Here is a 25707-nt window from a genome sequence, read left to right on the forward strand (position 1 = left end):
CCTGTCATCGTCATCGACAAAGAGCTCTTTGCCCTCGATAGAGTGCGCCATTATGTGGAAAAGAGAGCCAGGAGATTCCATACGGGCCATTCGAGGCATATTTTCCTCCGGCAAAAGGGTGAGATTGATGTAAGGTGGAGGTAATAAGATGCAAATTCCGGGCCGAAGGAAAATCAAAGATAAAAAAGATGGTCCGTCCCCTGAAAACAAAAAAAACAGGGCAGGTAACCCACCCACCCCGTAAAATCACAAATATTCAACACAATCCAATCAATCAACTATCTCGTAATCAGCATCAACTGCTCCATCACCCCGATTACGTTTCTGCGGCTCCTCTCCCTCAGCAGCTTCCTCTGAAGGTCCCTTCTGCTGTGGACCAGCACCAGCTCCGCCCGCAGCACCTGCAGCACCCGGCCCCCCAGACCCTTTGTAAAGAGCTTCAGCCATGATGTGCGAGGCTTTCATAAGAGCATCGATTGCGGATTTTATACCTTCAGTATCATCTGTCTTGGCCTTTTCCTTAAGATTATTCAAGGCAGATGCAATAGCAGCCTTATCGCTCTCGGATATCTTATCCCCGACCTCACCCAGTGTCTTTTCAGTCTGGTAGATTACCTGATCGGCCTGATTCTTGACCTCCACCTTCTCCTTCTCCGCCTTATCCCTCGTAGCGTTGGCCTCGGCCTCCTTTACCATCCTTTCAATATCACTTTCGGAGAGACCGCTCGATGATTCTATACGGATCGCCTGCTGCTTTCCTGTACCCATGTCTTTTGCACTGACATTCATAATTCCGTTTGCGTCAATATCAAAAGTAACCTCTATCTGAGGTACTCCACGGGGAGCCGGAGGAATACCGATAAGATCGAATTTGCCAAGCAAACGATTGTGAGCGGCAATCTCTCTTTCTCCCTGGTAAACGACAATACTTACAGCAGTCTGATTGTCAGCCGCAGTGGAGAAAATCTGGCTTTTCTTTGTAGGAATAGTAGTGTTGCGCTCTATGAGCTTTGTCATTACTCCTCCCAGAGTCTCTATACCCAGAGAAAGAGGAGTAACATCGAGAAGAAGCACATCTTTTACGCTCTGATCACCGCTAAGTATCGCACCCTGGATCGCAGCCCCAAGAGCAACAACCTCATCCGGGTTGACACCTTTATGTGGCGCCTTGCCAAACACCTCCTCAACTTTACTCTGCACAGCAGGCATACGGGTTGCTCCCCCCACCAGTATCACTTCATCGATATCACTTGCGCTCAAGTGCGCATCTGCCAGAGCTCTCCGGCAAGGCTCAACCGTCCGGTCTATAAGATGCTGTACAAGCTGTTCGAGTTTAGCCCTCGTCAAAGTCATATCGAGGTGTTTGGGTCCGGATGCATCAGCGGTAATAAAGGGCAGATTGATATTAGCCTGCATCGCAGAAGAGAGCTCGATCTTTGCCTTCTCGGCAGCCTCTTTTAACCTCTGAAGAGCCATGCGGTCATTACGGAGATCTATCCCGTTAGTCTTCTGAAAATCTTCTGCTATGTAATCAATCAAAACCTTATCGAAATCGTCACCGCCAAGATGAGTGTCCCCATTAGTGGACTTTACCTCAAATACACCCTCACCCAGTTCCAGAATCGAAATATCAAATGTACCACCACCAAGATCGTAAACTGCTATCTTTTCATTGCGCTTCTTCTCAAGCCCGTAAGCCAGCGATGCAGCAGTAGGCTCATTAATTATCCTCTTTACATCAAAACCGGCAATTCTGCCCGCATCCTTTGTAGCCTGCCTCTGGGCATCATTAAAATATGCCGGAACAGTGATAACCGCTTCCTTGACTTCCTCACCCAGATAATCCTCAGCTGCTTTCTTGAGGTACTGAAGAATCATGGCAGAAATCTCTGGAGGAGTATAGTCTTTATCAAGAGCATTTACTTTGACCGGTTCCTCAGGAGCCCCTTTGATTGTATAGGGAACCCGCTTCTCCTCAGATTCGACCTCGCTGTGGCGACGACCCATAAAACGTTTTATGGAAAAAATCGTGTTCTCAGGATTTGTTATCGCCTGCCGCTTGGCAATCGCACCAACCAGCCTTTCACCTGTTTTGGTAAAAGCAACTATTGACGGAGTAGTACGACCACCTTCCGGATTAGGAATAACTACCGGCTTCCCAGCCTCCATCACTGCAACACAGGAGTTAGTGGTCCCAAGATCTATACCAATTATCTTCCCCATAAAAACTGCCTCCGATCTTATCAATTCTATAATGCAATAAAAACGATTATAGAATTGCAATCAAAAACCATGCCATTCCCCTCAACATCCGGTTTGAATCATTTCAGTTTTAATTCAGAATTAAAAAATGGCCTGTTCTAATCGAATTTAGCAGATATTAACCTAAAAGCAGAAATTTAGATCGAATAATCTAAAAGAATCAATTATTTCATTATAAAGCAAACGTTTTATTATGAAACAATTCTATAGCATCTATCAACTAAAAAGTCCTAAAATAATACTATTGATAATGACCTTATTACCTCTTTATCCACTCTCTTTTTCACCGCAATGATGAATTATGACTTAATTTGTTTTAACCATCAAAAGACAACTGCCCCAAAACATCCCTACCGGAACAACCTTTCTAAAAAGAATAAAGATAGTCCGTCCCCTGAATAAAGAACATTTTAATCGCTTAAATCGACCCCCAAACCTGCATCTAACTCCAACCTCACCCCCCTCAAAATCAAACATTAAACCTTATACTCATTATGTCCCCATCAGACACAATATAGTCCTTACCCTCCAGATGAAATCGCCCCTTTTCTTTCACAGCCTTTTCCGATCCCAGTTCCATCAGATCGTCATAAGAGAAACACTCCACAGCAATAAAACCCCGTGCCAGGTCAGAATGAATACTGCCGGCAGCCTCCACCGCCGTCGAACCTCTCCTTATATTCCAGGCCCTCACCTCATCTGCACCCACAGTGAAAAAACTTATATACCCCAGTGTATCATAGGCGATTTTTGTCAGACGATCCTTTGCTGACTCCTTTATTCCCATATCCTCCATAAACATCTGCGCATCATTCTCATCGAGCCTCGAGAGCTCCATCTCAAAATTACCCGCAAACTCAATTGCATTATACTCCTTTGAAAACTTCTGCATCACTGCTTCATTTTTCCCGTAAGATACCTCATCGGTATTGAGAATAACTATCGCCGGTTTTTTGGTAAGAAACTGAAATCCCCTGATCGCCAGTTCCTCCTCAGGGCTGAATTCCAGCTTTCTGACAGGCTCTGATTTGTTAAGCTGCTCACATACTCTCTCTAAAACCTTTTCCTCCATCAGCAGAGCATCATTTTTCTGCCCCTTCGTATATCCTGACCTGATTTTCTCAAGCCTCTTCTCAGCTATTATCAGGTCGGAAAGCAGAGTCTCTTCCTCAATTTTTCTCAGATCACCAATCGGATCTGCCGGGCCGGTAATGTCGTTTGCAAAGCCACGGATCACAAATGCCAGCGAATCCGCATTCCGGATTACCTTCAACATCTCACCCGCGAAGGCCTCCTGACGAATCGAGTCCTCCGCGATCCCTGCAACATCCACAATTTCTATCGTGGCAAAGACTGTCTTTTTAGGTTTGTACATCTCAGAGAGCCTCTTCACCCGCTCATCTGAAACTTTGACAATAGCAATATTGGGTTCGGCTTTGGAGGAGGCATAAGCAGATACAGGAGCTTCCGATTTTGTCAAGGCATTAAAGAGAGTGGTTTTACCTGATTTGGGTAATCCAAACAGTCCTATCTTCATTGTTCCTCCATGCAGAGATACATATTCAGTAAAATCAATACAGAAAAACTCAGCCGGGGACCCATCCCGCAGGCCGTGAAAACAAATCTGAGAGATATTTCGGGGATTTTCACATTACCCGGAATAAGCCGTTACTTGATGATTGATGGCGGCTTTATTTTCAGGTCTATCAGTTCCGGACGTCTGAAATGGACAACCGAGATTATGCCCACGAAGAGAAATCCGGATGCGTAGAGCATCAGAAAAGGACTGACAAGAAAATTTGTAAAGCCAAGAAACATCTGGAAACTGGCCAGGCAGTATATCCCCAGGATGATCTCGACAAGACAGGTCAGATCTTTTATCGGCTTGTATGTAGTGCTTCGCTTAGAACCTTTTTTCGGTGTACGATGAAAAGGCGAATTCATCTTGAGAAGAGCCTCAAAGACCGCTTTACCATTATTCACGGCCAACCCGGTCCCTATAAGCATCATCGCCGGGATAAGCATGATCTGCTTTCTGATCTTGTTTCCTATGTAGTACTGGGAAACCATGTACATTGTCGATGGCCCGCTGGTAGCCAGAATCATGCACAGAATAACACATCCAAACCAGAACGGCGGAAGATACACCTTTACATAATAGAGAACCGGCATAGTCAGAAGTGCCAGAAGCAGCATCAACGGATGAACCATATAGTGGGTAAGATGAAGTACCGCCTGAACCATTTTAAACACGGGAATCTTTCTCTGCCACAGAAGAGGGATGATCTTTATAGCGGTCTGGATCGAACCCTTCGCCCACCTGAACTGCTGATTCTTAAAAGCGTTTATATCCTCAGGTATCTCAGCCGGCACCTCAAGTTCAGGAACATACTCTGTTTCCCAACCGGCCAGTTGCATGCGGTAGGAAAGATCCATATCTTCGGTCAGGGTATCATGCTGCCACCCGCCACTGGTTTCAATAGCTGAACGGCGAAAAACTCCGGCAGTGCCATTGAAATTCATGAACAACCCATTCCAGCTTCTGGCGGCCTGTTCAATCATAAAATGCCCGTCAATACCCATGGCCTGGCCTCTGGTGATCAAAGAGGAATTCTTGTTCAGATGTGTCCATCTCCCCTGAACAAGCCCAATCTTGGGGCGATCCACAAAAAAGGCCATCGCCTTCTTCAGAAAATCCGGCCTGGGTACAAAATCAGCATCAAATATCGCTACAAATTCTGCATCTGTATAGTCAAGTCCATTCTGCAGAGCACCCGCTTTATAACCTGTTCTATCTACCCTGCGAATAACCGAAATATTGATTCCCTGCTCTTTCAGCCGCCTGACAGTTTCATCCACAAATCCAATTGTCTCATCAGTGCTGTCGTCAAGAACCTGGATTTCGTGCCTTGATATTGGATAATCAATCGCAGCCACAGCCTCTATGACCCGGTTGGCTACAGATTTCTCATTGTACATTGGAAGCTGGGTTACTACTTTGGGGAAACAACTTTCATCTGTTATACTATAGAAGTGCTTCATCCTCTCGCGTTGGGCAATTACTTTAGCTTTTCGCTTCCGAAGGAAAAGATAGGTGAGAATATAACACTGTAACCCATATGCCAGCAGAATCGCCGAACACAAGACGTACAAAGATATTACAATGATTAGTGCAACCATATTTTTATCAGCCTGCACGAGTGATAGGTTTTTTTCTTAACTTATGTTACGAAAAATGTAGCAAATAATATAATTATTGCATGGTGCAACACAAAATAACTTTTATTGAGAACCTGTAAGTTGGCAAATCTCCTCCTGCACCTCTCTGAAAAGATCCGGGGCATCAAGTATATCCGCCATCACCTGATTCCCCCACCCCGATTGCCTTATTCCTGCCATTTCACCCGGTCCCCTGGACCTCAGATCCATCTCCGCAATCTTGAACCCGTCATTAAGCCTGCAAAAAGCCAAAAGCCGCCCCCTTACCTCTGAGTCCGATCCGGCAGCCGGGCTTAAAAGAAAACAGTAAGATTTCCCCCCTCCCCTCCCTACTCTTCCTCTTAGCTGATGAAGTTGTGCCAATCCAAACAGATCTGCTCCTTCTATGACCATAACAGTTGCAGCAGGAACATCTACCCCCACTTCAATCACCGATGTAGATACAAGGAGTCTGGTTTCCCCTGATACAAATTTTTCCATAACTGACTGCTTTTCGATGCTATCCATCCTTCCATGCACCAGTCCAACATCAATCCCGGAAAAAGCACCTCTTCTCAAATGGTCATACAGAGTCTCTGCATCTTTCACCTCATGGTCCTCATCAAACTCCTCACCCTTCTCGATTCTTGGTGCCACCCAGAATACAGATGCCCCCCTGGAAGTAATCTGTTCAAGAATAAATTTCTCCATCTCTGCCCGCTTTTCCTCCGGTACAAGATAAGTTGACACCGGCTCCCTTCCCCCTGGCCCCCTGTTTATGGTTACAATATCCAAATCTCCATACAGGGTCATAGCAAGGGACTGAGGAATCGGAGTTGCCGACATGAGAAGAAAATCACTCGCCGGATCTTTTTCCTGAAGAGCCATTCTCTGCTTTACACCAAATTTATGCTGCTCATCAATTACCACCATGCCAAGCGATCTGAACTTGACAGTTGGTTGTATAAGGGTGTGGGTCCCCACAACAAATCGCAGTTCACCCGTAAGCAGACTGCGAAGAATTTTCTTGCGTTCAGAAGCCGGTGTTGCACCTGTGAGCATGGCAGATTCTATACCCAGACCACCGAGCCATTTCTTTACAACTGCATAACCCTGGGCTGCAAGAACTTCCGTAGGAACCATCCACGCCACCTGCAGCCCCTCATTGAGAGCCGGCAGACAGGAGAAAATCGCCACAAACGTTTTCCCGCATCCCACATCCCCTTGCAACAATCGATGCATCCGGCTGGGGCTGCCTGAATCTCTGTAAAGCACATTGACAGCATCCTTTTGATCGGGTGTCAATTCAAAGGGAAGACTGCTCTTTAAAAGATCTGGAAGTCTCCCCGGATTCATACTCCTGCCGGGAAGCGCAAATTTTTTCCTGCTGAACCGAAGTGCCAGTGCCACCCTGTAGAAACTCTCATATTTTATACGCTGCCGATATTTGGGGAGCTCTTCCATAGAGGAAGGAAAGTGAAGCTCACGGATACAGATCTCAAGTGGAGGAAACTGATGTTTTTTCTCGAGAGGCTCCGGAAGCACCCGGGGATAATGCTTCAGGTTTTTAAGGATCCAGGAAACCGCCTTGCGAAAAAGTCCTTGTGCCAATCCGGCCTCCCTCATACCCGAAGTCAATGAATATACCGGAATGCATTTTAACAGTGGTCCCTCCCCCCTCTCCGGCACCCTGTCAGCTATAGGATGAACCATCTGGAAATGAATATACCGGCTGACCCTCCCGGTAACCATCATTCTCATCCCGGGCTTGAAAGCATTTCGCAGGTAACTGATCCCCTGGAACCACAGCAACTCTATCTGCCCCGTTCCATCATCTATTAGAATTCTCAACCTCTGGCTGCGACGTCCGCGTTCAAGTCTCACCCGTTTAACAATTCCAACGATTGTACAACAGTCCTGAAAGTAGTCACCGATTGAGCTGATTAGGGTAATTCTGGAGCGATCTATGTAGCGGCGGGGAAATGCATAAAGCAGATCTCCTATGGTCTCTATTCCAGACTCCAGCAGGGCCTCAACCCGCTTCGGCCCCATCCCCGGAACCAATGAAACCGGTGAGAGAAAATCCATCATTGCTTCTACATCTCTTTTTGTCATAATACCTTAGCGATATTTCAATTTTAACTGAAATATATATCGCAGGATTGTCTATCGATGCGTTCTGAAGCAGTTAGAAACAGCGCAGAAAAAAAGCCCGGCTCAGAGAGTCGGGCTGTACAGCAAAGGAGTACGGAGAGAGAGGAAATGTAACTATATATAAACATAATCCGATCTGGATAAAAATACTGTGATAAAGATCACAATTCGTGTGATTTTTATTTCTTTCTGCTCTCCGGCTATTTATGATATCTCCTGTGACGGATAATAGATATCGCACGATAGATCTGCTCAAGGAGAAGCATCCTGGCAATTTCATGTGTGAAAGTCATGGCCGAGAGAGACAAGACCAGGTCAGCAGCTTTCTTTACCTCTGCGCTCAGCCCTGAAGGCCCCCCGATAATGAAAGTGAGCTGATGGGTTATCGATCCAATATACCTGGAGAAAGCCACCGAATCAAACTGACGTCCCTCCTGAGTGAGCACTATCACATGACCGGGATTCTTTTTAAGATGCTCCAGTATTTTGGTCCCTTCCTTTTCCGGATTACTGTCCCCTATCTCAATAACCTGCAGCTTCGCATCATGCGAAATCCTCTCAGTATACTCCTTTATCATCGATGCAAGTGAGCAGTCCTTGATTTTACCAACAGCAATAATCTTGATATCAAGTACAATTTCAGCCATTGAGAATCCTGTGTTAATGTTTGCTCATAAAAATAAGCAAAAACGGCTCAGTTTCAGTATTCCTGGATTAAAGTACAGATAGAATCGGTGTGCCTGCTCTATCCGGATTGATTACGGGAAAAAGGTTTTTTGAGTTCCTCGAGGATACAAACCGCCAGCCAGTGAAGATATGATGCTCTTGCCGGAATCAGCATATCAGATGTAGGAGATGAAAACGCTTTCAGCAGCTTCTCGAATTTCCGGGTCTCTTCCTGAAACTCCGCAAGCATTCTGCGGATTTCTGAATCAAAGCTTTCTGATCTGTCTGTTGCGAGAAGAACTATATGATCAATACAGATATAAAGCTGGTGAGCATTCTCCTTCTGCGGAGAAGCAGCAACTTCATTGAGACATTCAAGGAAATAATTGAGCAGGTTCTGAAGCTTTATATATAAAGAGAGGTCAGGGGTGCTGAAAACAACCGCATCAACCACACAGTTGTTTTTTTGTAAAGCAGATCCGGCCTTCGGGACAAAAGGACGGTTTTTTTTCTTTGATTTCATGAGCACGGTCAGATTCCAGAATAAAACTTTTCAGACCCCTGTAATCCGAAGATATGATACGGAACTCTGCATGTCAAAACTATTTTACTCGTCCGAAGTCACAGTGCCGACATTGGTATCGGCTGGAATCGATTACTGCAATTAATAAACGTCCTTTATACCTCCCAGATCAAGCAGCCTCAGAAAAAACCCCGAATGATGAGCTATTTAGTTGCAGAGCTTTTGCCATCTCTGAAAGATCTTTCAGGACAGGGCAGCTTGCACAAGGGTATTCTTTGTTAAGTTTTTTGCAGTCCCACAATACACAAAATTCATGATTCCGGATCTTCAGATTGACAATAGATTTTCCCGTATAGTCCATAACTGCCTCCTTTTATTAAAAAAGCATACCGCACAGCCTGTGCCAATGGGATATGCTTATTGCAGCAAAGGATAAAGCAGTTACCGGAATTGCTTACGGTTAGCCCTCTGATCTTTGGGAGTCTCCTCCTGTTGAGGAAAATATGTGGCATGCCACTGCCAACCCGGATCCTTGAGCTTTGCCGGGCAGTACTCCTTCACCTGATCCATCAGTGTAGAATCCAGAATCGCATTATGGAGAGTCGTTACCTCACGAAGTTTCTCCAGATCCAATCCGATTGCCCCCCTGAGATCCGCCCCCTGAAAGTAAGCACCTTTGAGATTTGCATCAGTTAATTTTGCGTTCTTAAGTTTTGCGTGCTTCAGATAAACAAATTGCAGGTTGGCTCCGCTCAGGTCAGCACCCTCCAGTTTCGCCGAACGCAGATCTGCTGATTCAAGATTAGCCTTCCTTAGATCCGCCCTGGACAGATCAACCCCCTTCAGGTCATATCCCCTTAGATCAGATTCCGCAAGATTCTTTTTCTCTTTTATGGATTTTCGCAGAATCCCTGATGATATCTCTCTTCTAAGCCCTTTTTGATCAAGCAGTTGCTGGCTGTCAGGCTGTGATGCACGACTCTGTTGAAAACTGTGCCTGGAAAACTCTGCCCTGAGTTCATGTTCTCTCATGCATTCAGTCTTCTGCCCATCAATATATCCGTAAACCAGCTTTGGAGGAGTTTCACCGGTTTTGTCAAACTGCTGTTTCATGCTGTCGATACACAGATACATCACCGGTTCTTCTGAGTACACGGAACCAAAAAAGAAAAAAAACAAAAGAGATAACACATGTGATTTGCTCATTATTTTCCCTCTGCGTCCGGTCAATTTACTTAAAAGGTACACCTTTTTTAATCCTTTACCTTATGTTTTGAGGCTTGGGGGCGGTATCTGAATTGATACCTCTTTACTTGTTACCGAATACTGCTGATTCACCCTGAATAAATTAGAGATTATTTATCCCGGTTTTGTTCATTTTTTTTCAATTAATATCTGCTGGTAAAGGCTTTCATACTCTGCTGCTATTCGTCTGATGTCAAAAGCTCTCACAGATTCAATTCCATTGGCAATAATCCCGGACCTCAGTTGCTGGTCCTTAAGGAGTTCTTTTATAGTACGACCAAGAGATTCCGGTTCACAGAGTACCCCATTAACCCTGTCCCGGATTATTTCCCTTATCCCGGCATTCACTGTTGCTACAACTGGTGTTCCACACGCCATCGCCTCCAATGCCGGGACCCCAAATCCCTCGTATGAGCTTGGAAGACAATAGATCCAGGATTCCCGGTATTTCTCTATCAGCGATTTTTCATCTGTTATCCCGGCATAGATGACATTCGGGGCAGTGCAGGGCTGTGGGCCGATTATTGTGAGTCTGCTGTCAGGGAATTCGGGAAGCACCTCTTTTACAAAAGTATCTACCAGAAGACGCCCTCTTTTGCGGCTGTCCAGGTCTCCGATAAAAAGAATAGAGGGATAATCAGTTTTAATCCCCCCACCCGGACTATAGATATCAAGGGGAACTCCACAGGGGATACATCTTTTAACCAGCGGTAAACAAGAGTAAGTGCTTTCTGATATGGTGATAAGAGCGCCTTTTCTCAGGCAGGAGATCCATTCAAAGAGATAAAACAGTGATTGATAAAGAAACCGGCCGGAATTCTTTGCATGAAACGCCTCCTGCAGGGCAGAACCATAAAAAGTCCTTACCCTTCCATTTCCTCCTTTGCAAAGATAGTCATCACCATGATAGTGCAGGATGTCAAACTGTTCTTTGGAAACTGATCTGAACTGAAGCGCAGGCTTGAATTTGCACATCAGGCGCGAATCGTTTCCCCATGACAGCTTTACATGAGAATATAGTGCATCTGCAGGAGTGGGGCTGAAACTGAATACCGTCACAGCGTGCTTCAGTTCAACAAGTGACTGCGCCAGCCTGTGCACCTGTACTGAAACACCATTGGGCTGGTCGGATGAAAGAAATTTATTGAAAAAGGCTATTCTCATATCAGAAGAAACTTCCGGAAACGTATGCTTCCATAAATCAGGGCACCTGTCAAAACCAGAGGTGAAAGAATCACCGAAACAGTTTCAGAAACAAATTTTTTCAGACTTTCCTTCCCGATCCCGCACCTCTTTATTCCAAACACCAGCACAAGTGCAAGATTCAGAACAGCCGCCCATTTCGAGACAGTACGGTTGTTGGCAGGAAAAGAAAAAGAGAGGAAAAGATACCCTGCAGAGATCAATAAAATTCCCGGAGGAAAAGGCGAATGGATATGTTTACGGTAAAGTTCCGGATGTTTACGGTACAGAAGCGGATCGAATCTTCTGTTCCAGCAATTCTTAAGCAAATCCCACCGCTCCCAGTAGCGGAACCTGTGCTCAACTCTTATCTGCGGACAGTAATCGATCTTCCCTCCCATCTTTTTCACCGAGAAGGCAAGATCGACATCCTCCCTCTGGACTGTAAAGCGTTCGTCAAATCCCCCGACAGCCAGGAAAGCCTCTCTCCTGAAAAAGATATTGTTGGTTCGGAATCCGGGTCGTTCCAGCCTCTTATACTCTCTGTGTGCACCTGTTAATTTACCGATTTCCTCAATTGTGGTCAAGCCCTCAACTGCCGATGCATCCTTATGACCAGCAAGGTAAGAAGCGCCTTTACTCAGCCAGTCAGATGCCGGAATGCAATCATCATCGACAAAAGCCAAAATCTCCCCTTTAGACAGAGAAACCCCAAGATTGCGCTTTGCACTTATGCTCCTGTTATCGAGAAATCGCCAGTTGATCATCCGGTATTTTTCCGCAAAAGCGCCGGGGTCATAATCGGTCACAACTACTGTTTCAAATCTGTCAGCACCAAAATCCTGCCTGGACAGCGAATCAAGCAGACCTGTTAACAGTGCCGGGCGATGTGATGCGATGACTATGGAGATCTCTGGAGACATACTATAAAACATTATATATTAACAAAATTTATTGCAACTAATACATCTGGATGCTGTGATTTTTTCATATATTAATAGAAATAACCGAAACCAAACCCATCAGAATGAAGGAGAGAGTATGGGTATGAGATTTTTGTTTGTATTAATCGTGCTTTGTTTTTCCCTGAGTGCATGGGCAGCAGGTGATATGGTTTTAACTCTCGATGACGGCAGGGATGTGATTTTGCATGATGACAATACATGGGGATTTGCAAAATTCACCATCAGCCACGGAGATGAAGAAGATATTTATATAACAGTAGACGATGGACGTACGATCTGGTTGAAAATGGAAGACAATACCTGGGAGTTCACCACTAAAAAGGCACCCCGGAAAAAATCGTTTCAGGAGCTCCCTACTGTAACCGCTACCGCTTCTTCCACAAAACCAGTCCTTGATCAGGCTGTTCAGACAGCTACTCAGGGTGCACTTAAAAGAGCCGCAGACCGTCTGGTTCCATACGCAAAAAAATCAAAAATGACTCATAAATACCTGACTGCCTGCATCAAAAACGAAATAGGTGAGGCAGGTGCGGAAGTCAGTTACAAACCAGGATGGACTGCGCAGGCAAAGGTAAGTCTGGAGAAAGTCCAGGTTAAAAAGATTCTGGACTGTGTCGAAACACAGATCGACCTTGCAACGCCAGAAACACAGGATTCCACCAAAGCTGCTAAAAAATAGCAGCATTCCTCTTTTTACTTACGGCTGACACTGGTCCTCAGTTCAGCCGTAACTAACGATGCCTTTTCCGGGATATCCAGGCCAACTGTAGAGTAGGGAGATCTCCACACTTTCCTGTCAGGAAATTCTGCTGTGCTTCTGTAGACCAGGATATGTTTTCCGGGAGGAGCCAGGAATGTGACGTTCCCCTCAGCATAAAGGATAAACCCGGTACTGCATCCGGTTTCCTCATTTACCAGAGCACCCTCATAGGTGTAATTTTTCGTACCTTTAATGGTGATAAAAGACAGTTTTCTGATGTAATTCCCCGATGCCAGCCCGGCATGATCCGGGTTTACAGGGACATTTGGAGCAAAAAATGTCTTGTTCCAGAGATTAAGATACTCTTCAGAAGTCAACTCTTTGTCTTTGAGATTGAAGAGAGTATTCACAGAACTGGTGCTATGTGCACATCTTTTTATTCCTTCTATGATACTGTTAATATTGGCTGATTTTCTCCCAGTACCTGTGGTGACCCAGAGGATGTATTTCTCTACTTCCTTCTTCCACAGAGCCGGTTCGAGAAATTTGGATCTGTTGAAATCCGGTATTTTCCCCGAAGGAGAACCTTCCAGAAGGGCCTGGGTGTAGTGTGTATAAGCTTCACCCATATTTCCGGTTGACTCAGAGGCCTTTGCTTTCTGCAGAAGGTCAGATGTCTTGCTGCAGAAAACCGTAATAATTGACAACAGGAGAGAAATCCATAGTAAATATTTCCTCATGACAAACACCTCCATCGGTCGATCCGGTCAATAATTGGCAAGCTGATGAGGGTAGCTCTTGCATCGAATTATCTGCACCTTGTGCTTAGATAACTCTTTTTCTCTGATAAAATTCAGGTAAACCACCTTGATCAAGATTATCAAGGTAAGAAAATCAGGTTTGTATCTTAAATATAAACGATCTTCAATATGATTGCACACCCGGAATAATAAATGGCATTATTTTTGTCACTTTCCCTTTTAAAGCCCGTAGGATTGCAATAAATCAACTATTCAGCCTCTGGCTGGAACTATATTCTTCATACAAAATTCGAAATGACCAAGGGAGACCTATGAAATCAAAGACAACTGCGGAGAAGCCCGAACCGCGGGTGCAAAGCGGAGTATCGCTTTTTTCTGATTTTGATGTTTATCTTTTCAAACAAGGAAACCACTACAGGCTTTTCGAAAAACTGGGTGCCCATGTGATGACAGTAGATGACGTCAAAGGTACCTATTTTGCCGTCTGGGCACCAAATGCAAAAAAGGTTTCAGTTGTAGGGGATTTTAACCACTGGAACCCCGAAACTCACCCCCTTACTGCCAGATGGGATGGCTCGGGAATCTGGGAGGGTTTCATTACCGGAATCGATACAGGTACTCTTTACAAATTCCACATCGATTCCAACTACAACGGATACAAAGCCAACCGCGGCGACCCCTTCGCCTTCTTCTGGGAGGAACCGCCAAAAACATCGCCAATAGTATGGAACCTTGATTATGAGTGGCAGGATCAGGAATGGATGAATGAGCGCAAGGAGAAAAACAAACTTTCCGCTCCTATCTCCATCTATGAAATTCACCTGGGATCATGGCGCCGTAAACCCGATAATCAACCTCTGTCATACCGTGAAATTGCACCGGAACTGGCTGATTATTTACTGAATATGGGTTTTACTCATGTTGAGTTTCTCCCTGTCATGGAGCATCCTTTTTACGGATCATGGGGTTACCAGACCACAGGATATTTTGCCCCTACCAGCCGCTATGGAACACCCCAGGATTTCATGTACCTCATCGATTATCTGCACCAGAAGGGGATAGGTGTGATCCTCGACTGGGTCCCATCACATTTCCCCGGTGATGAGCATGGGCTCGCCTACTATGATGGTACCTGTGTATATGAACATTCAGACCCCAAAAAAGGCTTCCACCCCGATTGGAAGAGCTTCATCTTCAACTATGGGCGTAACGAAGTACAGGGTTTCCTTCTAAGCAGTGCCATCTTCTGGCTGGAAAAATACCACATCGATGGTTTACGGGTCGATGCTGTGGCTTCGATGCTCTACCTTGATTACTCCCGACGTGAAGGAGAATGGATCCCCAATGTATTTGGAGGAAGGGAAAACCTGGAAGCAATCGCTTTCCTTAAAAAATTCAATGAGGAAGTCTATAAAGCCTTCCCTGATGTGCAGACCATTGCCGAAGAATCAACTGCATGGCCAATGGTCTCCCGTCCGGTTTATGTCGGCGGCCTGGGGTTTGGTATGAAATGGAACATGGGGTGGATGCACGACACACTCACTTATATGAATAAGGACACAATCTACAGGAAATATCATCACCATGAATTGACATTCAGCATGCTTTACGCTTTCACAGAAAACTATGTACTCCCCCTCTCTCACGATGAGGTAGTGCATGGTAAAGGCTCACTTGTAAACAAGATGCCTGGTGATGACTGGCAGAAACTGGCTAACCTCAGATTGCTTTTATCCTACCAGTACATGCATCCAGGGAAAAAGCTCCTCTTCATGGGAGGAGAATTTGCCCAATGGACCGAATGGTCCCACGATAATCCGCTCGAATGGCATCTCACACAGTGGGACAGGCACAGTGGAATTCAACTCATGGTCAAGGACCTTAACAGAATCTACAGAGAACTCCCGTCTCTTCATGAGTTGGACTTCGACGGAAGAGGGTTTGAGTGGATGGACTGCAATGACTGGGAAAACAGTGTGCTGACCTTCGTAAGAAAAGGCAATGAACCCGATCAGATGGTACTCGTGGCATGTAATTTCACCCCTGTACCCCGCCTTCTCTACAGAGTCGGAATACCTCTGGCAGGATACTGGGAAGAAATCTTCAACAGCGATGCAAAAGAATATGGCGGAGGAGGAATCGGAAACGCAGGTGGCGCATATTCAGAACCGGTTACCTGGTTTGGAAGAGAACAGTCTCTGCTGCTTACACTCCCTCCGCTTGCGATTAACGTCTTTAAGTACCATAAGGAGTAGAGAAAATCAAACCTCCGGGAGGATTCAGGAATACCTTTCCAGAAAGACCTGAATCCTCAATCATAAACCGGATCACTACAATCGGCTCTGACAAAACTCCTGAATCAACCACACTGAAGACACCCTTTAACACTTGCGTGAGCGGGTTTTACCGGTAACCTGATCTATAATCTCTTAACATCGGTAAAACCCTCTTTAAATTCCATAACCGGGTGTTTTTTTTAATATATTTGAAAGCAAACCGGAGGCGTTTGATGAACAATTTGACAGGGAAAATAATAGGCGGGTGCCGGATAGTGTCCAAAATTGGCCACGGAGGCATGGGTGCTGTCTATAAAGCTCATCATCTGGCTCTGGACATCCCTGTGGCTATCAAAATTCTTCAACCTCTTTCAGCTACAGAAGGTGCAGAGGAGAGATTTCTCCGCGAGGCACGTATAGCCGCAAGACTGAGACACCCGCATATAATCGGTGTTCATGATGTCGGCTGTGAAAAGGGACTGCACTATATCATCATGGAATTCATCGAGGGTAAAGATCTCCTCTCCATCATCAAAGAAACCGGTGGAATCAAACCCGATGAAGCGGTGCGGATAGCAATCGAAGTGCTGGAAGCACTTCAATTTGCAATGGAAAATGGAATCGTGCACAGAGACATCAAACCTGAAAACATCCTGCTGGAGAAGGGCAGGGTCAAACTGGCAGACCTTGGGTTGGCGAGGATAGATGGCGACACATCGCTCACCCAGTCCAACACAGTACTCGGCAGCCCTCACTATGTAGCACCCGAACAGGCCGAAAACCCCGGAGCAGCAGATTGCAGATCAGATATCTACTCTCTGGGTTGCACTCTTTACCACATGATGGCTGGAAATGTTCCTTATCAGGGTTCTACTCCGGTTGAAATCATTCTTAATCATATAAAAACTCCGGCACCTATTCTGCATCTGGTAAATCCTGATATTCCTGAGCCCCTTTCCAGAGTTGTTTCAAAAATGATGGAAAAGGATCCTGACGCACGTCTGAAGACTCCTCTGGAAGCTATTACTGCACTGAAAAGAGCGATAGATAATACCCAGCAGCAACAACAACCATTACCCCCTCCTCCAGTTGAAGCTGCTCCTGTCCAACCACCCGAAAAGAAAAATGATAACACTGCACTACTACTTACATTAGTATCAATATGTATAATGATTGTGCTTTCGATTTTTGTTTTCAGGACACCCTCAAAGGGACACCAGGTGCAGAACCCTTCCGGTCTTGTTGCAGGGCAGAAACCAGAGCAATCAAAACCAACTGACACAGCTACAGTTGATCAAAGCAGGAAACCTAAGAAAACATCCCCCAAAAAACGTAAAACACCTGAACCAAAACCAGTTTCACAAACTATCAGTAAACCTGTAACCGGGAAAAATCCGGTCCTTGAAGCTGTAAAGATCGGAGATACAGGGGAGTTGAAACGCCTGCTCAAAGAGGGTGCTTCATCTGATGTACCCGCGGGTTCTCCCACTTCCCCTCTTCATGAGGCAGTACGAAGAGGATCCACCGAACAAACAGAACTTCTCCTGAAAATGGGTGCCCGACCAAATGTCCGTGATAAATATGGTGACGCTCCTCTGCACTATGCTCTACGGGAAGATGCTGTGTTAATTGTCAAAATCCTTCTGAAGGGTGGCGCTGATGCCAATCTCAAAGACCGCAGAGGAAGAACCCCTTTGAAAATCGCCTCAGGAGTGGACACCGAGCTGGAAAAGATCGTTAAGGAATATGGAGGGAGGTAATGTATTTTCCTCTTTTCAACCTCGTTACACGGTTTTCCTTATCAGAAAATGATTTACTTAACTTCAAATAACAATTTGTTTTTATTATCCACCCAGGACATCAGATAATTCAGATAAAAAACCTGACTCTTCAAAATGGCAAAAAAAAAGAAACCAGTTGCAGCACCGGAACAAAAAACAGAACCCGGTAAAAAAGTAGAATACGGAAAATACCTCTCTCTCTCCCTCATCATCTTTTTCCTGTTCTTTTACGGAAAATTCCTGATCGGAAACGCAGCGCTATGGGAAGATGTGGTTGAGCAGGCATACCCCAACCTGATGTTTACTTTACATAGCATCAAAAAGGGACTCTTTCCTTTCTGGACACCCTATGTCTTCAGCGGAATGCCTTTTTTTGCCGATGTGCAGGCAAACATACTTTACCCTCCCTACTGGATACTCCTTTTCCTCTCCCTGTTTACAAGTTCACATACACTGCTTCTTTCATCCTTTATAGTGATCCATATCCTCTGGCTGGGAATCGGAGTCTATCTGCTTTCTCTACATTTTGGTTTCAGGCGTGTCTCTGCCCTGTTCACTGCAGTGGCACTCATGTTCACAGGGTACGTCTCTCTTCATGTTATCCATTTTATCTACATTTATGTAATCTCCTGGTTCCCGTTGACACTCCTTTTTCTTGATAAATCTTTTAAAACCGGCAATCTCCGGTACTGCTTGATCTCCGGGCTGTTCTTCGGGATTTCAACCTTCGGTGGTTATCCCCAATCAAACCTCCACTTCGCCTGGATTCTGGCCGGATGGACAGCATTGGCTATCGTAAGAAACTGGAGATCATCATGGACCGCAAGGCTGCTATACGCCTCTTACTATGCCCTTGTTATGGCAATCGGACTGGGACTCGCCGCGGTCCAATACCTGCCTTCGGTAGAACTGATGCAACAGAGTGTGCGCCAGGCACTTGACTTTGAGCAGGCCTCTCTGGGATCAATCCCCTTGCGCAACCTCCTTACGTTTATTGCTCCTCAGTTTTTCGGATCTGTGAGTGGAAGCTCGATGGGACAGTCTTTTTACTGGGGATTCCCACAGTCATTTCTGTTCTGGGAAACAAATGCGTTTGTGGGTATAACCACACTTTTCCTGGCAGTGAGGGCGATTTTTGAAACAAGGAAAAACCCCGTAGTAATTTTCCTGCTCATAGCCGCTTCACTGACACTTATTCTCTCACTCGGCAACAACACACCTCTCTGGTATCTTGTATTCAACTATGTTCCAGGTTTCAGTAATTTCAGACTCCCGGGGCGCTTTATCTCCTGGTTCTCTTACATGGTTGTTTTTCTTGCAGGAACCGGCCTGGATTTGATACTCAAGAATTCCACTGATCCAAAGGTCAACAGAAACTACTTCAGGACAGTAGCTGTAATCGGTGGAGTCACAGCATTCGGACTTATTCTCTTTCTGGCAGGCGCATTCAGAACCTCGGAATACTTCCAGCATGAAACGGTTCTGAAAAACTCAATTAACGCGTCGGGTTTTGCCCTCTTGTCAATAGCAGTAAGCGTTGTGCTTATATGGGCCATTCTGTTCAGGAAAAACAAGTCTGCCTGGGGAATGGCAATAGTTGCTTTCACCTTTATAGAACTTTACGCGTTCGGAGGTTCGTTTGCAGGTTCAAAAGTGACTTTCGAGCAGTTCTACAAAAACGACATCAGCCGGCCACTTAAAGAAAAACTCAGAGAGGAATCGTTCCGGGTTCAAAGCAGGCTCTATCGTGGACCGGGCAAAGGCCAGATGATCCTTCCACGTAACCTTGGAAATGTCTATGAACTCCCCCTGACAGAGGGATACAACCAGTTCATGCTCAAAAGATACAGCGATCTTCTGAATTATGTAAACGATACTGTCAGCCAGGAACTTCTTAATGTGAAATATAAGAAAGTCCCCGAACACCCTGCCTTCTATGAACTCAAAACCATGCCTCGGTTTTACTGCTCTCCTTTTGTAAAGGTTGTCGAAAACCATGATTCGGCACTGGCATACCTCAACTCCGCGTCATTCACTCCGGGCAGGGACATAGTTCTTGAAGAGTTGCCGGAGATTGAAACCGATACTATAAACGGATCTGTGTCCAATGTAAAGCTTTTACGCGAAACCGCAAATATTATAGAACTGGAAGTCAATGCTCAGGGTAACACATTCCTTTCTGCAGGGGAAATCTATTACCCATCCTGGAAGGTCACAGTTGACGGAAAAAAAAGCAGGCTTTACGCAGCAAATCTTGCCTTCAGGGCTGTCCCCATAGAAAAAGGAACTCACAGGGTAGTGATGCGCTTTGAATCGGATTTTTTCAAAGTCGGGATGGTAGTTTCGGTTATAATGCTTCTGATGCTTTCTACCTTGATTCTATTCTGGAACAGAATACATTTACCTGCACGACTGAAACAACCATGGGTAGGCATGGTAAAATAACAAACAAACCAGATCTCCCTGATCGCGCCCTCTGTTCATCTGCTTAATGCGCAAACAAAAAATGGGCAACCCTTAAAGGATACCCATCAGCTAACCTTCAGTATTTTCTATGGTTTTCGTAATCCGCGAATCAGCCTTTAACTTCGGGTTTGGCTTTGCGCGGGCGTTTCTTTCCAAAAGAATTCTTGAAAATTTTGCCGCGTTTTGACCTTTTGTCACCTTTACCCATTTTCGTCCTCCTGAAACAATACTGTTTTAAAAACTTTTAACAAGGTATAAAATAAATCTTTTCAGGCCTGATACACAATCCGGCTGTTCTATTCTTACTGGATGATCTCTAATTTGTTACCTGTTTCTGGCATTATTTGTGATTCAATTCGATGCATGCAGGCGGTAATATTTATTGGAATACAAGGTTCAGGAAAAACCACCTTTTTCAAGGAGATATTCTTTAATACCCACCTGAGAGTGAGCCTTGATCTGTTCCGCACGCGTAACAGGGAAGAAAAATTCCTTCAGACATGTTTCGACACTGCGATGCGTTTTGTAGTCGATAATACTAATCCCACAATTCAGGATCGTCAGAGGTATATTAGCAGAGCTAAAGCTGCTCACTTTAAAGTGACAGGATATTTTTTCGATTCGACTCTGGAGGAGGCTCTTTTCAGAAACTCATTGAGAAAAGGGAAAGAGATTATACCGGAAAAGGGAATCAGGGCCACCAGAAACAAGCTTGTCGAACCCTCACTGAAGGAGGGTTTTGATGAACTTTACAGGGTAACTTTAAACAAACAGGGATTATTTGTAGTCGAGGAGTTCATCAGATAACCCCTGTTTGTCTGATAATTCAAGGCATCAGAAATTTGCCGGTAACAATCTGCTCACCCTTCCGGACCTGAATAATGCGCGTGCCGCTGCTTTGAGAGGGAAGATCCGCCTTAAAGCAGTTATTTCCAGCTTTTGCTGAAACTGTTTTCCTGAAGAGACATTTCCCATTCAAATCAAACGCCTGAATCTGAGCAGGCCCGGATGATGGAGATGAGAATCTGATTTCTGAGCTCCTGAAATTGAAATCTATTCCGGAGAGGATTTTCTGACGGGAAATACGTCCCTTATCTACAGATAAACTAGCGTTACCTGGCGATGGTTCTGCTTCTCTCCAGTTTTCAGGCTCACAGCCAAACGACCGTAGATTGATCCTTACAATTGATTTTCCTGGCGCAACCTGCGGCCAGGGAGCTTTTGTACCGTATGCTACCAGATCGATAAGATAATAAGGAACGATTGTTTCAGTCCCGTCAACATACGGATCACTGGGCATCTCAACCCGGAGCTCTTCACCATTCTTAGACAGATTACCTGCATAACGGAATACTTTTACAGAAGAAGGAACATTGTAGGTCATCCTGAAATCATTGATACTCACAGAATCAGAGATAACAAGCACAACCTCACCAGGATCCAATACAACACTCTGTGGAAAAGAAAAGGAGAGCCCCCCGATTGTCCAGGTGTTAAGAGGCTTTTCAGGATCATACAATGTCAGTTCTAAATCTGATATGTTAATCAGTTCGACATAATCAGCTCCGCCTTCAGCATTATAATTGATTTCTGATATTACCAGCGGACCGATCCAGGGGGCAGAATTTTTTGACCCCAGAGTCACATCCTCAAGATTAACAAAAAACTCCTCTCCGGAGGAAACTTCTACTCTTCCGACTGAAACGCCTTTTGATGTCTCTCCGAACTCAAAACCATGACTTTGGCCTGTCAATTCACCTTTCTTATCCACTGGAAAAAGATATACTCCTTCACCGTGGGCACTGAGCGCAAACCCAAGATCATCAGGGTTGAAATCATCAGCATCAAACACTATATAGGACTTAGGCTCCATCACCGTTCCGTCAGGAATTTTAAACTTCTTCGGTTCGCTTTTTTTATCTGTCAAATACCACCCGCTTATATCCACAGCTTTAGAATGAGTGTTATAAAGCTCAATGGCATCTTTCTGATTCGAACCAGGATTTGCGAGTATCTCATTGACCCTTATTTTCATTGCATCATAATTCTGAGCAGGATCATCTTCACCTGGTGATCCGCCAATCGCAGTTGATACTCTCCACCATGAAGCATCATTTGGATCACCGGATCCATCACTGGAAGCCATTACAAGTGAAAAACCGGCTCCATCCGCGGCTTCCGGCCAGGGACTATCTGTTTCATATTTCACAGAAAAAATCTCCGTTTTGGAAGTTGTGTTCATAAGCACTATTTTCTCTCCACTGTTGGAGAGATGGCCTGTAAAGACTCCAAAAGGAGCAAACCCATACCGCTGCTCAAAGTACTCGGCATTATAGGCCAAAACCAGAAACTCACCGGGACCAAGCTCTGCTTTTGATGGAAATGTATAAGTTATGCCTGTATTAAACGCATACCCGGTAAGGGAAACAGTCGAATCACCTACATTTGTCAACTCAATAAACTCAAACTCATCTCCATCTACAGTGCCCTCCTCCAGAGGATGATAATGTATCTCTGAAATGACAATCTGAGCAGATGAAATAGAGACTACAGCCAATAAAGATATTGCTGCACCAACAAAAAGATCTTTAAATCTGTTCTTTCTCATGGCCCCCTCACTCAAAAACAAATTTAATGTTGTCTATCGCAAGATAACCTTTATCAGGTACTACAGAAAGCTCACCAGCAGCATCAAACATTGCACTCGGTGTAAATACCAATCCCGTAACTGATCTTTTCACCTCTTCAAGAATATCAGGATTTGATGGATCACCCCAGGAGGGATAAGAGATATCCGACATTTCGAAAACATATATCTTGTTGTTCGTTCCAACATAGAAATCCGTCCAGCCGTATTCTGTATCTGCACCACTGTCTGCATAAACCGGACTGGCAAGATACACACGCATGTATCTCATAGCATCGGATTTCATATTGACACGAATCTCCTTCAATTCACTCAGATCAGCCATTTCATCAAACAAGACTCCCATCCCGGACCACTCTGAATACCTTTCATTATCCTCTATTTTAGCATATTCAAAATTAAAAAGTAAATCGGCTGTTCCCCACAGGGGATTTTCAGTATTATGAGTTAATTTTGTGATCGTTCCTTCTGAAGCATAGGCATAGGCAAATTTGACCGTAGATACTGGAGTAAACTCAAAGTTATTGGTACGATCCGTTACTAAGTAACCATTACCAACAAATGGAACCGAATAATCCGATGTATCCATCACCTCTTTGCGCCCATGGATATAATCATCGAATTTCTTGCATAATGTCACTACATCCTTTCTCAACGACTCAACCTCAGCCTCCCAGGTTTTCTTCTCCACTACGGGATCTATTTCCACCACATCTGATATAACCTGCTGATACTTGTCAATCTTATCCTGCAAGGAATCAGACCGGAACCATGTCGCAAGAAAATCTTCCCCTGCTTTTACAAATTTATTCCACTGAGTGGCAGCAATCAGAGAGGTCAATTTATCACAACCTGGAGGAATAACATTTGTTGTACCCCAAACCTTCATCGGACCACAGCTCTCAGGAACTTCGTTCCAGTTCGGAATATCAGCATCTTCTATAAATGGATCATTTTTCCAGAATGTATTGTCAAGATCCCAGGGGATTATCCAGCATTTACCTCCGGGATTCTCCTCCTCATATAAGAAGTAATTATGGTTACTTGCGTCAGAAGTACTACTGCCATACCAGGCCATTATCCCATCCCAGTTATTAATAGCTCTGTCAACTACAATATAGTTCACCCAGTAATCAAGATCTATAAAAGGAGAGACATTTTGGACAAAATTCTGTTGAGTAGAACTATTGATTGCATTATAAAAAGAGACCATCCCGGTAGCATCAGGGGTTTCACCATAATCGTTGTTGGTTTTCAGTTGGAGTAAATAGTGATTGATGTTACTGGTTTTCGGCCAGGCTTCTTTATAAAGATTCCCGTCACCGTATTCCGGCCATCTTGATTTTGTAAACCTGCCGTCAATAGACTCCACAGCCACAAAGAGTCCCTGGAAAACATTATTTATGTAAACCTTCACGTATGCTGTCCGGGGACTGTAAATACCCATTTTCCGGAACATCTCATAGGAGAGCATATCATGCATTTTACTGTCATCCGCAGACATCGAGTGCAGATTTAGTTCCTTCATGAGATAGAAACGGGTGGTGTCCACAAATTTATTGAATTTCACCTTAAAGGAGATTTTTTTACACACAGGTTTATCCTCCCGGTTCCCCTGAAGATCGAAACAATTGGGCAATGAGTAAAATGACCCCTTGTACCGGAATCCTACTGTTCCATAGGATTTACCATTAAACTGCATCTCTGCACGGACATAGTTTTCCCTGCGTGCCTCTCTCTCCATTTTAAGAGAATCTTCCTTACTGAGCGTAAAATAGTAAGAATGCACCTGCATCGGATCAAAAACGTATGCCCTTGGGTCAGGACGCATCCCTATCAGTAAGCCTTCAGTCGTACCGTAAGTTTCAAAATCCAGAGGATAATACTCATCGTGTCTTAACAGAAGTTTTACATTACCAACCGCAGCGCTCCTTCTGGCAATTGCTTCGGGCATAATACACTCAAACGTACTGTTGCTCCCGGACATGATCCAGGTTTTTGTAATCTGCCTTTGACCAGATGTAAACCTTACAAGGTAAAGACCTTTGGAAATGGCAGGAATCCGGACTATCCTTTTTCCTGCTCCAAGATCAGCCCTGAAAACAACCGATCCATCAAGCCTGAAAATCGAAAAGCGCTCCACTGCCTCAGCTTGACTGAAATCAAAAAGCCTCTGATTCCCCAGAAAACGAATCCTCATCATCCCTACAGAATTTATCAGAGTACCGGCAGCCAACTCTGAAACCTCAAGGGAAAACTTTCCTTCCGAATCTGTAGTGGTCTTCACAGAGGAATGCCCCACAGACACCAAAGCATTGACCACCGGAACCCTGGAATCTTCCCCATTTACCACTACACCGTTTAATTTAACGGCTAATACTGGGAAGCAATAGAACAATACCGCCCAGACAACCAACACTGATGTTTTATTTTTGTATAGTTTCATAACACCCCCACCCCACTTAGTAGCACAAAGACGCACAACAGTTTAATAATACAATGACTCTACCTTATTCCATCGTAAACCTCAGCATGTCTCAATAGTAAAAGACGGCGAAAAATTTAGATTAAAATATCTTCTGCTTATTCAATTCTTTTCAATTTTTGAAATCACTCATAATCTTTCCTAAAACCAAATCATAGACAGCTATTAGCTGGAACAAGAATTGCCCTTTAACACAAGGAGGTGATATTATGGCTAAAACCGTATCGAAAATTACCACAGATCATAAAGAAATTAAAACTGGGTCGAACAGCATGGAGGTCATCCAGCCCGGGTCAGAGGCACCGGAAATCAGAATGATCCTGGAATTCTAAGAATAGATTTCCCCGGAGGCAGTGGAGAAGATGTGCTTCAGGAGGTCAGTTGGGATCAATGGTT

Annotated in this window: 19 protein-coding genes; 5 read left to right on the forward strand and 14 right to left on the reverse strand. The window is 44.7% G+C overall.

Annotation, left to right across the window (positions count from 1 at the left end):
• Window positions 1–270: 270 nt before the first annotated feature.
• The 10 genes from dnaK to GX089_06705 all read right to left on the reverse strand — a co-directional run bounded on the left by dnaK (window position 271) and on the right by GX089_06705 (window position 12153).
• Entirely contained in the window at window positions 271–2223 is a 1953-nt protein-coding gene (gene dnaK / locus GX089_06660; GenBank protein NLP02157.1) for a molecular chaperone DnaK, read from the reverse strand.
• Window positions 2224–2731: 508 nt separating this feature from the next.
• Window positions 2732–3799 carry a redox-regulated ATPase YchF gene (gene ychF, locus GX089_06665; GenBank protein ID NLP02158.1) on the reverse strand — a complete coding sequence of 356 codons (1068 nt, stop codon included), beginning with the start codon at window positions 3797–3799 and terminating at the stop codon, window positions 2732–2734.
• 131 nt (window positions 3800–3930) lie between these two features.
• Entirely contained in the window at window positions 3931–5442 is a 1512-nt protein-coding gene (locus tag GX089_06670; GenBank protein NLP02159.1) for a glycosyltransferase, read from the reverse strand.
• A gap of 102 nt (window positions 5443–5544) precedes the next feature.
• Window positions 5545–7575 (reverse strand): ATP-dependent DNA helicase RecG, encoded by a 2031-nt coding sequence (locus GX089_06675; protein ID NLP02160.1) that lies wholly within the window; start codon window positions 7573–7575, stop codon window positions 5545–5547.
• 239 nt (window positions 7576–7814) lie between these two features.
• Window positions 7815–8261, reverse strand: coding sequence for a 23S rRNA (pseudouridine(1915)-N(3))-methyltransferase RlmH (locus GX089_06680; protein NLP02161.1), 447 nt, complete (start codon window positions 8259–8261; stop codon window positions 7815–7817).
• A 98-nt stretch (window positions 8262–8359) separates the two neighbouring features.
• Window positions 8360–8803: a hypothetical protein gene (locus GX089_06685; GenBank protein NLP02162.1), complete on the reverse strand. Its 444-nt coding sequence runs from the start codon at window positions 8801–8803 to the stop codon at window positions 8360–8362.
• Window positions 8804–8972: 169 nt separating this feature from the next.
• Complete coding sequence (locus tag GX089_06690) at window positions 8973–9164, reverse strand: hypothetical protein (protein ID NLP02163.1); 192 nt, start codon at window positions 9162–9164, stop codon at window positions 8973–8975.
• A gap of 80 nt (window positions 9165–9244) precedes the next feature.
• Complete coding sequence (locus GX089_06695) at window positions 9245–10009, reverse strand: pentapeptide repeat-containing protein (GenBank protein NLP02164.1); 765 nt, start codon at window positions 10007–10009, stop codon at window positions 9245–9247.
• 168 nt (window positions 10010–10177) lie between these two features.
• Window positions 10178–11212, reverse strand: coding sequence for a glycosyltransferase family 4 protein (locus GX089_06700; GenBank protein NLP02165.1), 1035 nt, complete (start codon window positions 11210–11212; stop codon window positions 10178–10180).
• The gene (locus tag GX089_06705; GenBank protein ID NLP02166.1) at window positions 11209–12153 is read right to left on the reverse strand and encodes a glycosyltransferase; all 945 of its coding nucleotides are present in this window, start codon (window positions 12151–12153) and stop codon (window positions 11209–11211) included. Before GX089_06705 ends, GX089_06700 begins: the two co-directional genes overlap by 4 nt.
• Before the next feature lie 124 nt (window positions 12154–12277).
• Between GX089_06705 and GX089_06710 the strand changes: the two genes are divergently transcribed.
• Window positions 12278–12874: a DUF3157 family protein gene (locus GX089_06710; protein ID NLP02167.1), complete on the forward strand. Its 597-nt coding sequence runs from the start codon at window positions 12278–12280 to the stop codon at window positions 12872–12874.
• 14 nt (window positions 12875–12888) lie between these two features.
• On the opposite strand, the gene GX089_06715 is transcribed toward GX089_06710, so the two are convergent.
• Window positions 12889–13635: a hypothetical protein gene (locus GX089_06715; GenBank protein NLP02168.1), complete on the reverse strand. Its 747-nt coding sequence runs from the start codon at window positions 13633–13635 to the stop codon at window positions 12889–12891.
• Window positions 13636–13967: 332 nt separating this feature from the next.
• Here GX089_06715 and glgB point away from each other — a divergent pair, with 332 nt between their 5' ends.
• The 3 genes from glgB (at window position 13968) to GX089_06730 (ending at window position 20158) form a co-directional block, all read left to right on the forward strand.
• Entirely contained in the window at window positions 13968–15911 is a 1944-nt protein-coding gene (gene glgB, locus GX089_06720) for a 1,4-alpha-glucan branching protein GlgB (protein ID NLP02169.1), read from the forward strand.
• A gap of 254 nt (window positions 15912–16165) precedes the next feature.
• The gene (locus tag GX089_06725; GenBank protein ID NLP02170.1) at window positions 16166–17692 is read left to right on the forward strand and encodes a protein kinase; all 1527 of its coding nucleotides are present in this window, start codon (window positions 16166–16168) and stop codon (window positions 17690–17692) included.
• Window positions 17693–17827: 135 nt separating this feature from the next.
• The gene (locus GX089_06730) at window positions 17828–20158 is read left to right on the forward strand and encodes a YfhO family protein (protein ID NLP02171.1); all 2331 of its coding nucleotides are present in this window, start codon (window positions 17828–17830) and stop codon (window positions 20156–20158) included.
• A gap of 130 nt (window positions 20159–20288) precedes the next feature.
• Here GX089_06730 and GX089_06735 read toward each other — a convergent pair whose 3' ends face one another.
• Window positions 20289–20387, reverse strand: a complete 99-nt coding sequence (locus tag GX089_06735; protein ID NLP02172.1) for a 30S ribosomal protein THX — start codon at window positions 20385–20387, stop codon at window positions 20289–20291.
• A gap of 155 nt (window positions 20388–20542) precedes the next feature.
• Here GX089_06735 and GX089_06740 point away from each other — a divergent pair, with 155 nt between their 5' ends.
• Window positions 20543–20986 carry an ATP-binding protein gene (locus GX089_06740; GenBank protein NLP02173.1) on the forward strand — a complete coding sequence of 148 codons (444 nt, stop codon included), beginning with the start codon at window positions 20543–20545 and terminating at the stop codon, window positions 20984–20986.
• Between the two features lie 19 nt (window positions 20987–21005).
• Here the strand turns inward: GX089_06740 and GX089_06745 are convergent, their stop codons facing one another.
• Together GX089_06745 and GX089_06750 are read right to left on the reverse strand one after the other, a co-directional pair.
• Window positions 21006–22787 (reverse strand): hypothetical protein, encoded by a 1782-nt coding sequence (locus GX089_06745; protein NLP02174.1) that lies wholly within the window; start codon window positions 22785–22787, stop codon window positions 21006–21008.
• Window positions 22788–22794: 7 nt separating this feature from the next.
• Window positions 22795–25272: a hypothetical protein gene (locus GX089_06750; GenBank protein ID NLP02175.1), complete on the reverse strand. Its 2478-nt coding sequence runs from the start codon at window positions 25270–25272 to the stop codon at window positions 22795–22797.
• Window positions 25273–25707 lie beyond the last annotated feature (435 nt).

The organism is Fibrobacter sp. (assembly GCA_012523595.1).
Taxonomy (GTDB): domain Bacteria; phylum Fibrobacterota; class Chitinivibrionia; order Chitinivibrionales; family Chitinispirillaceae; genus JAAYIG01.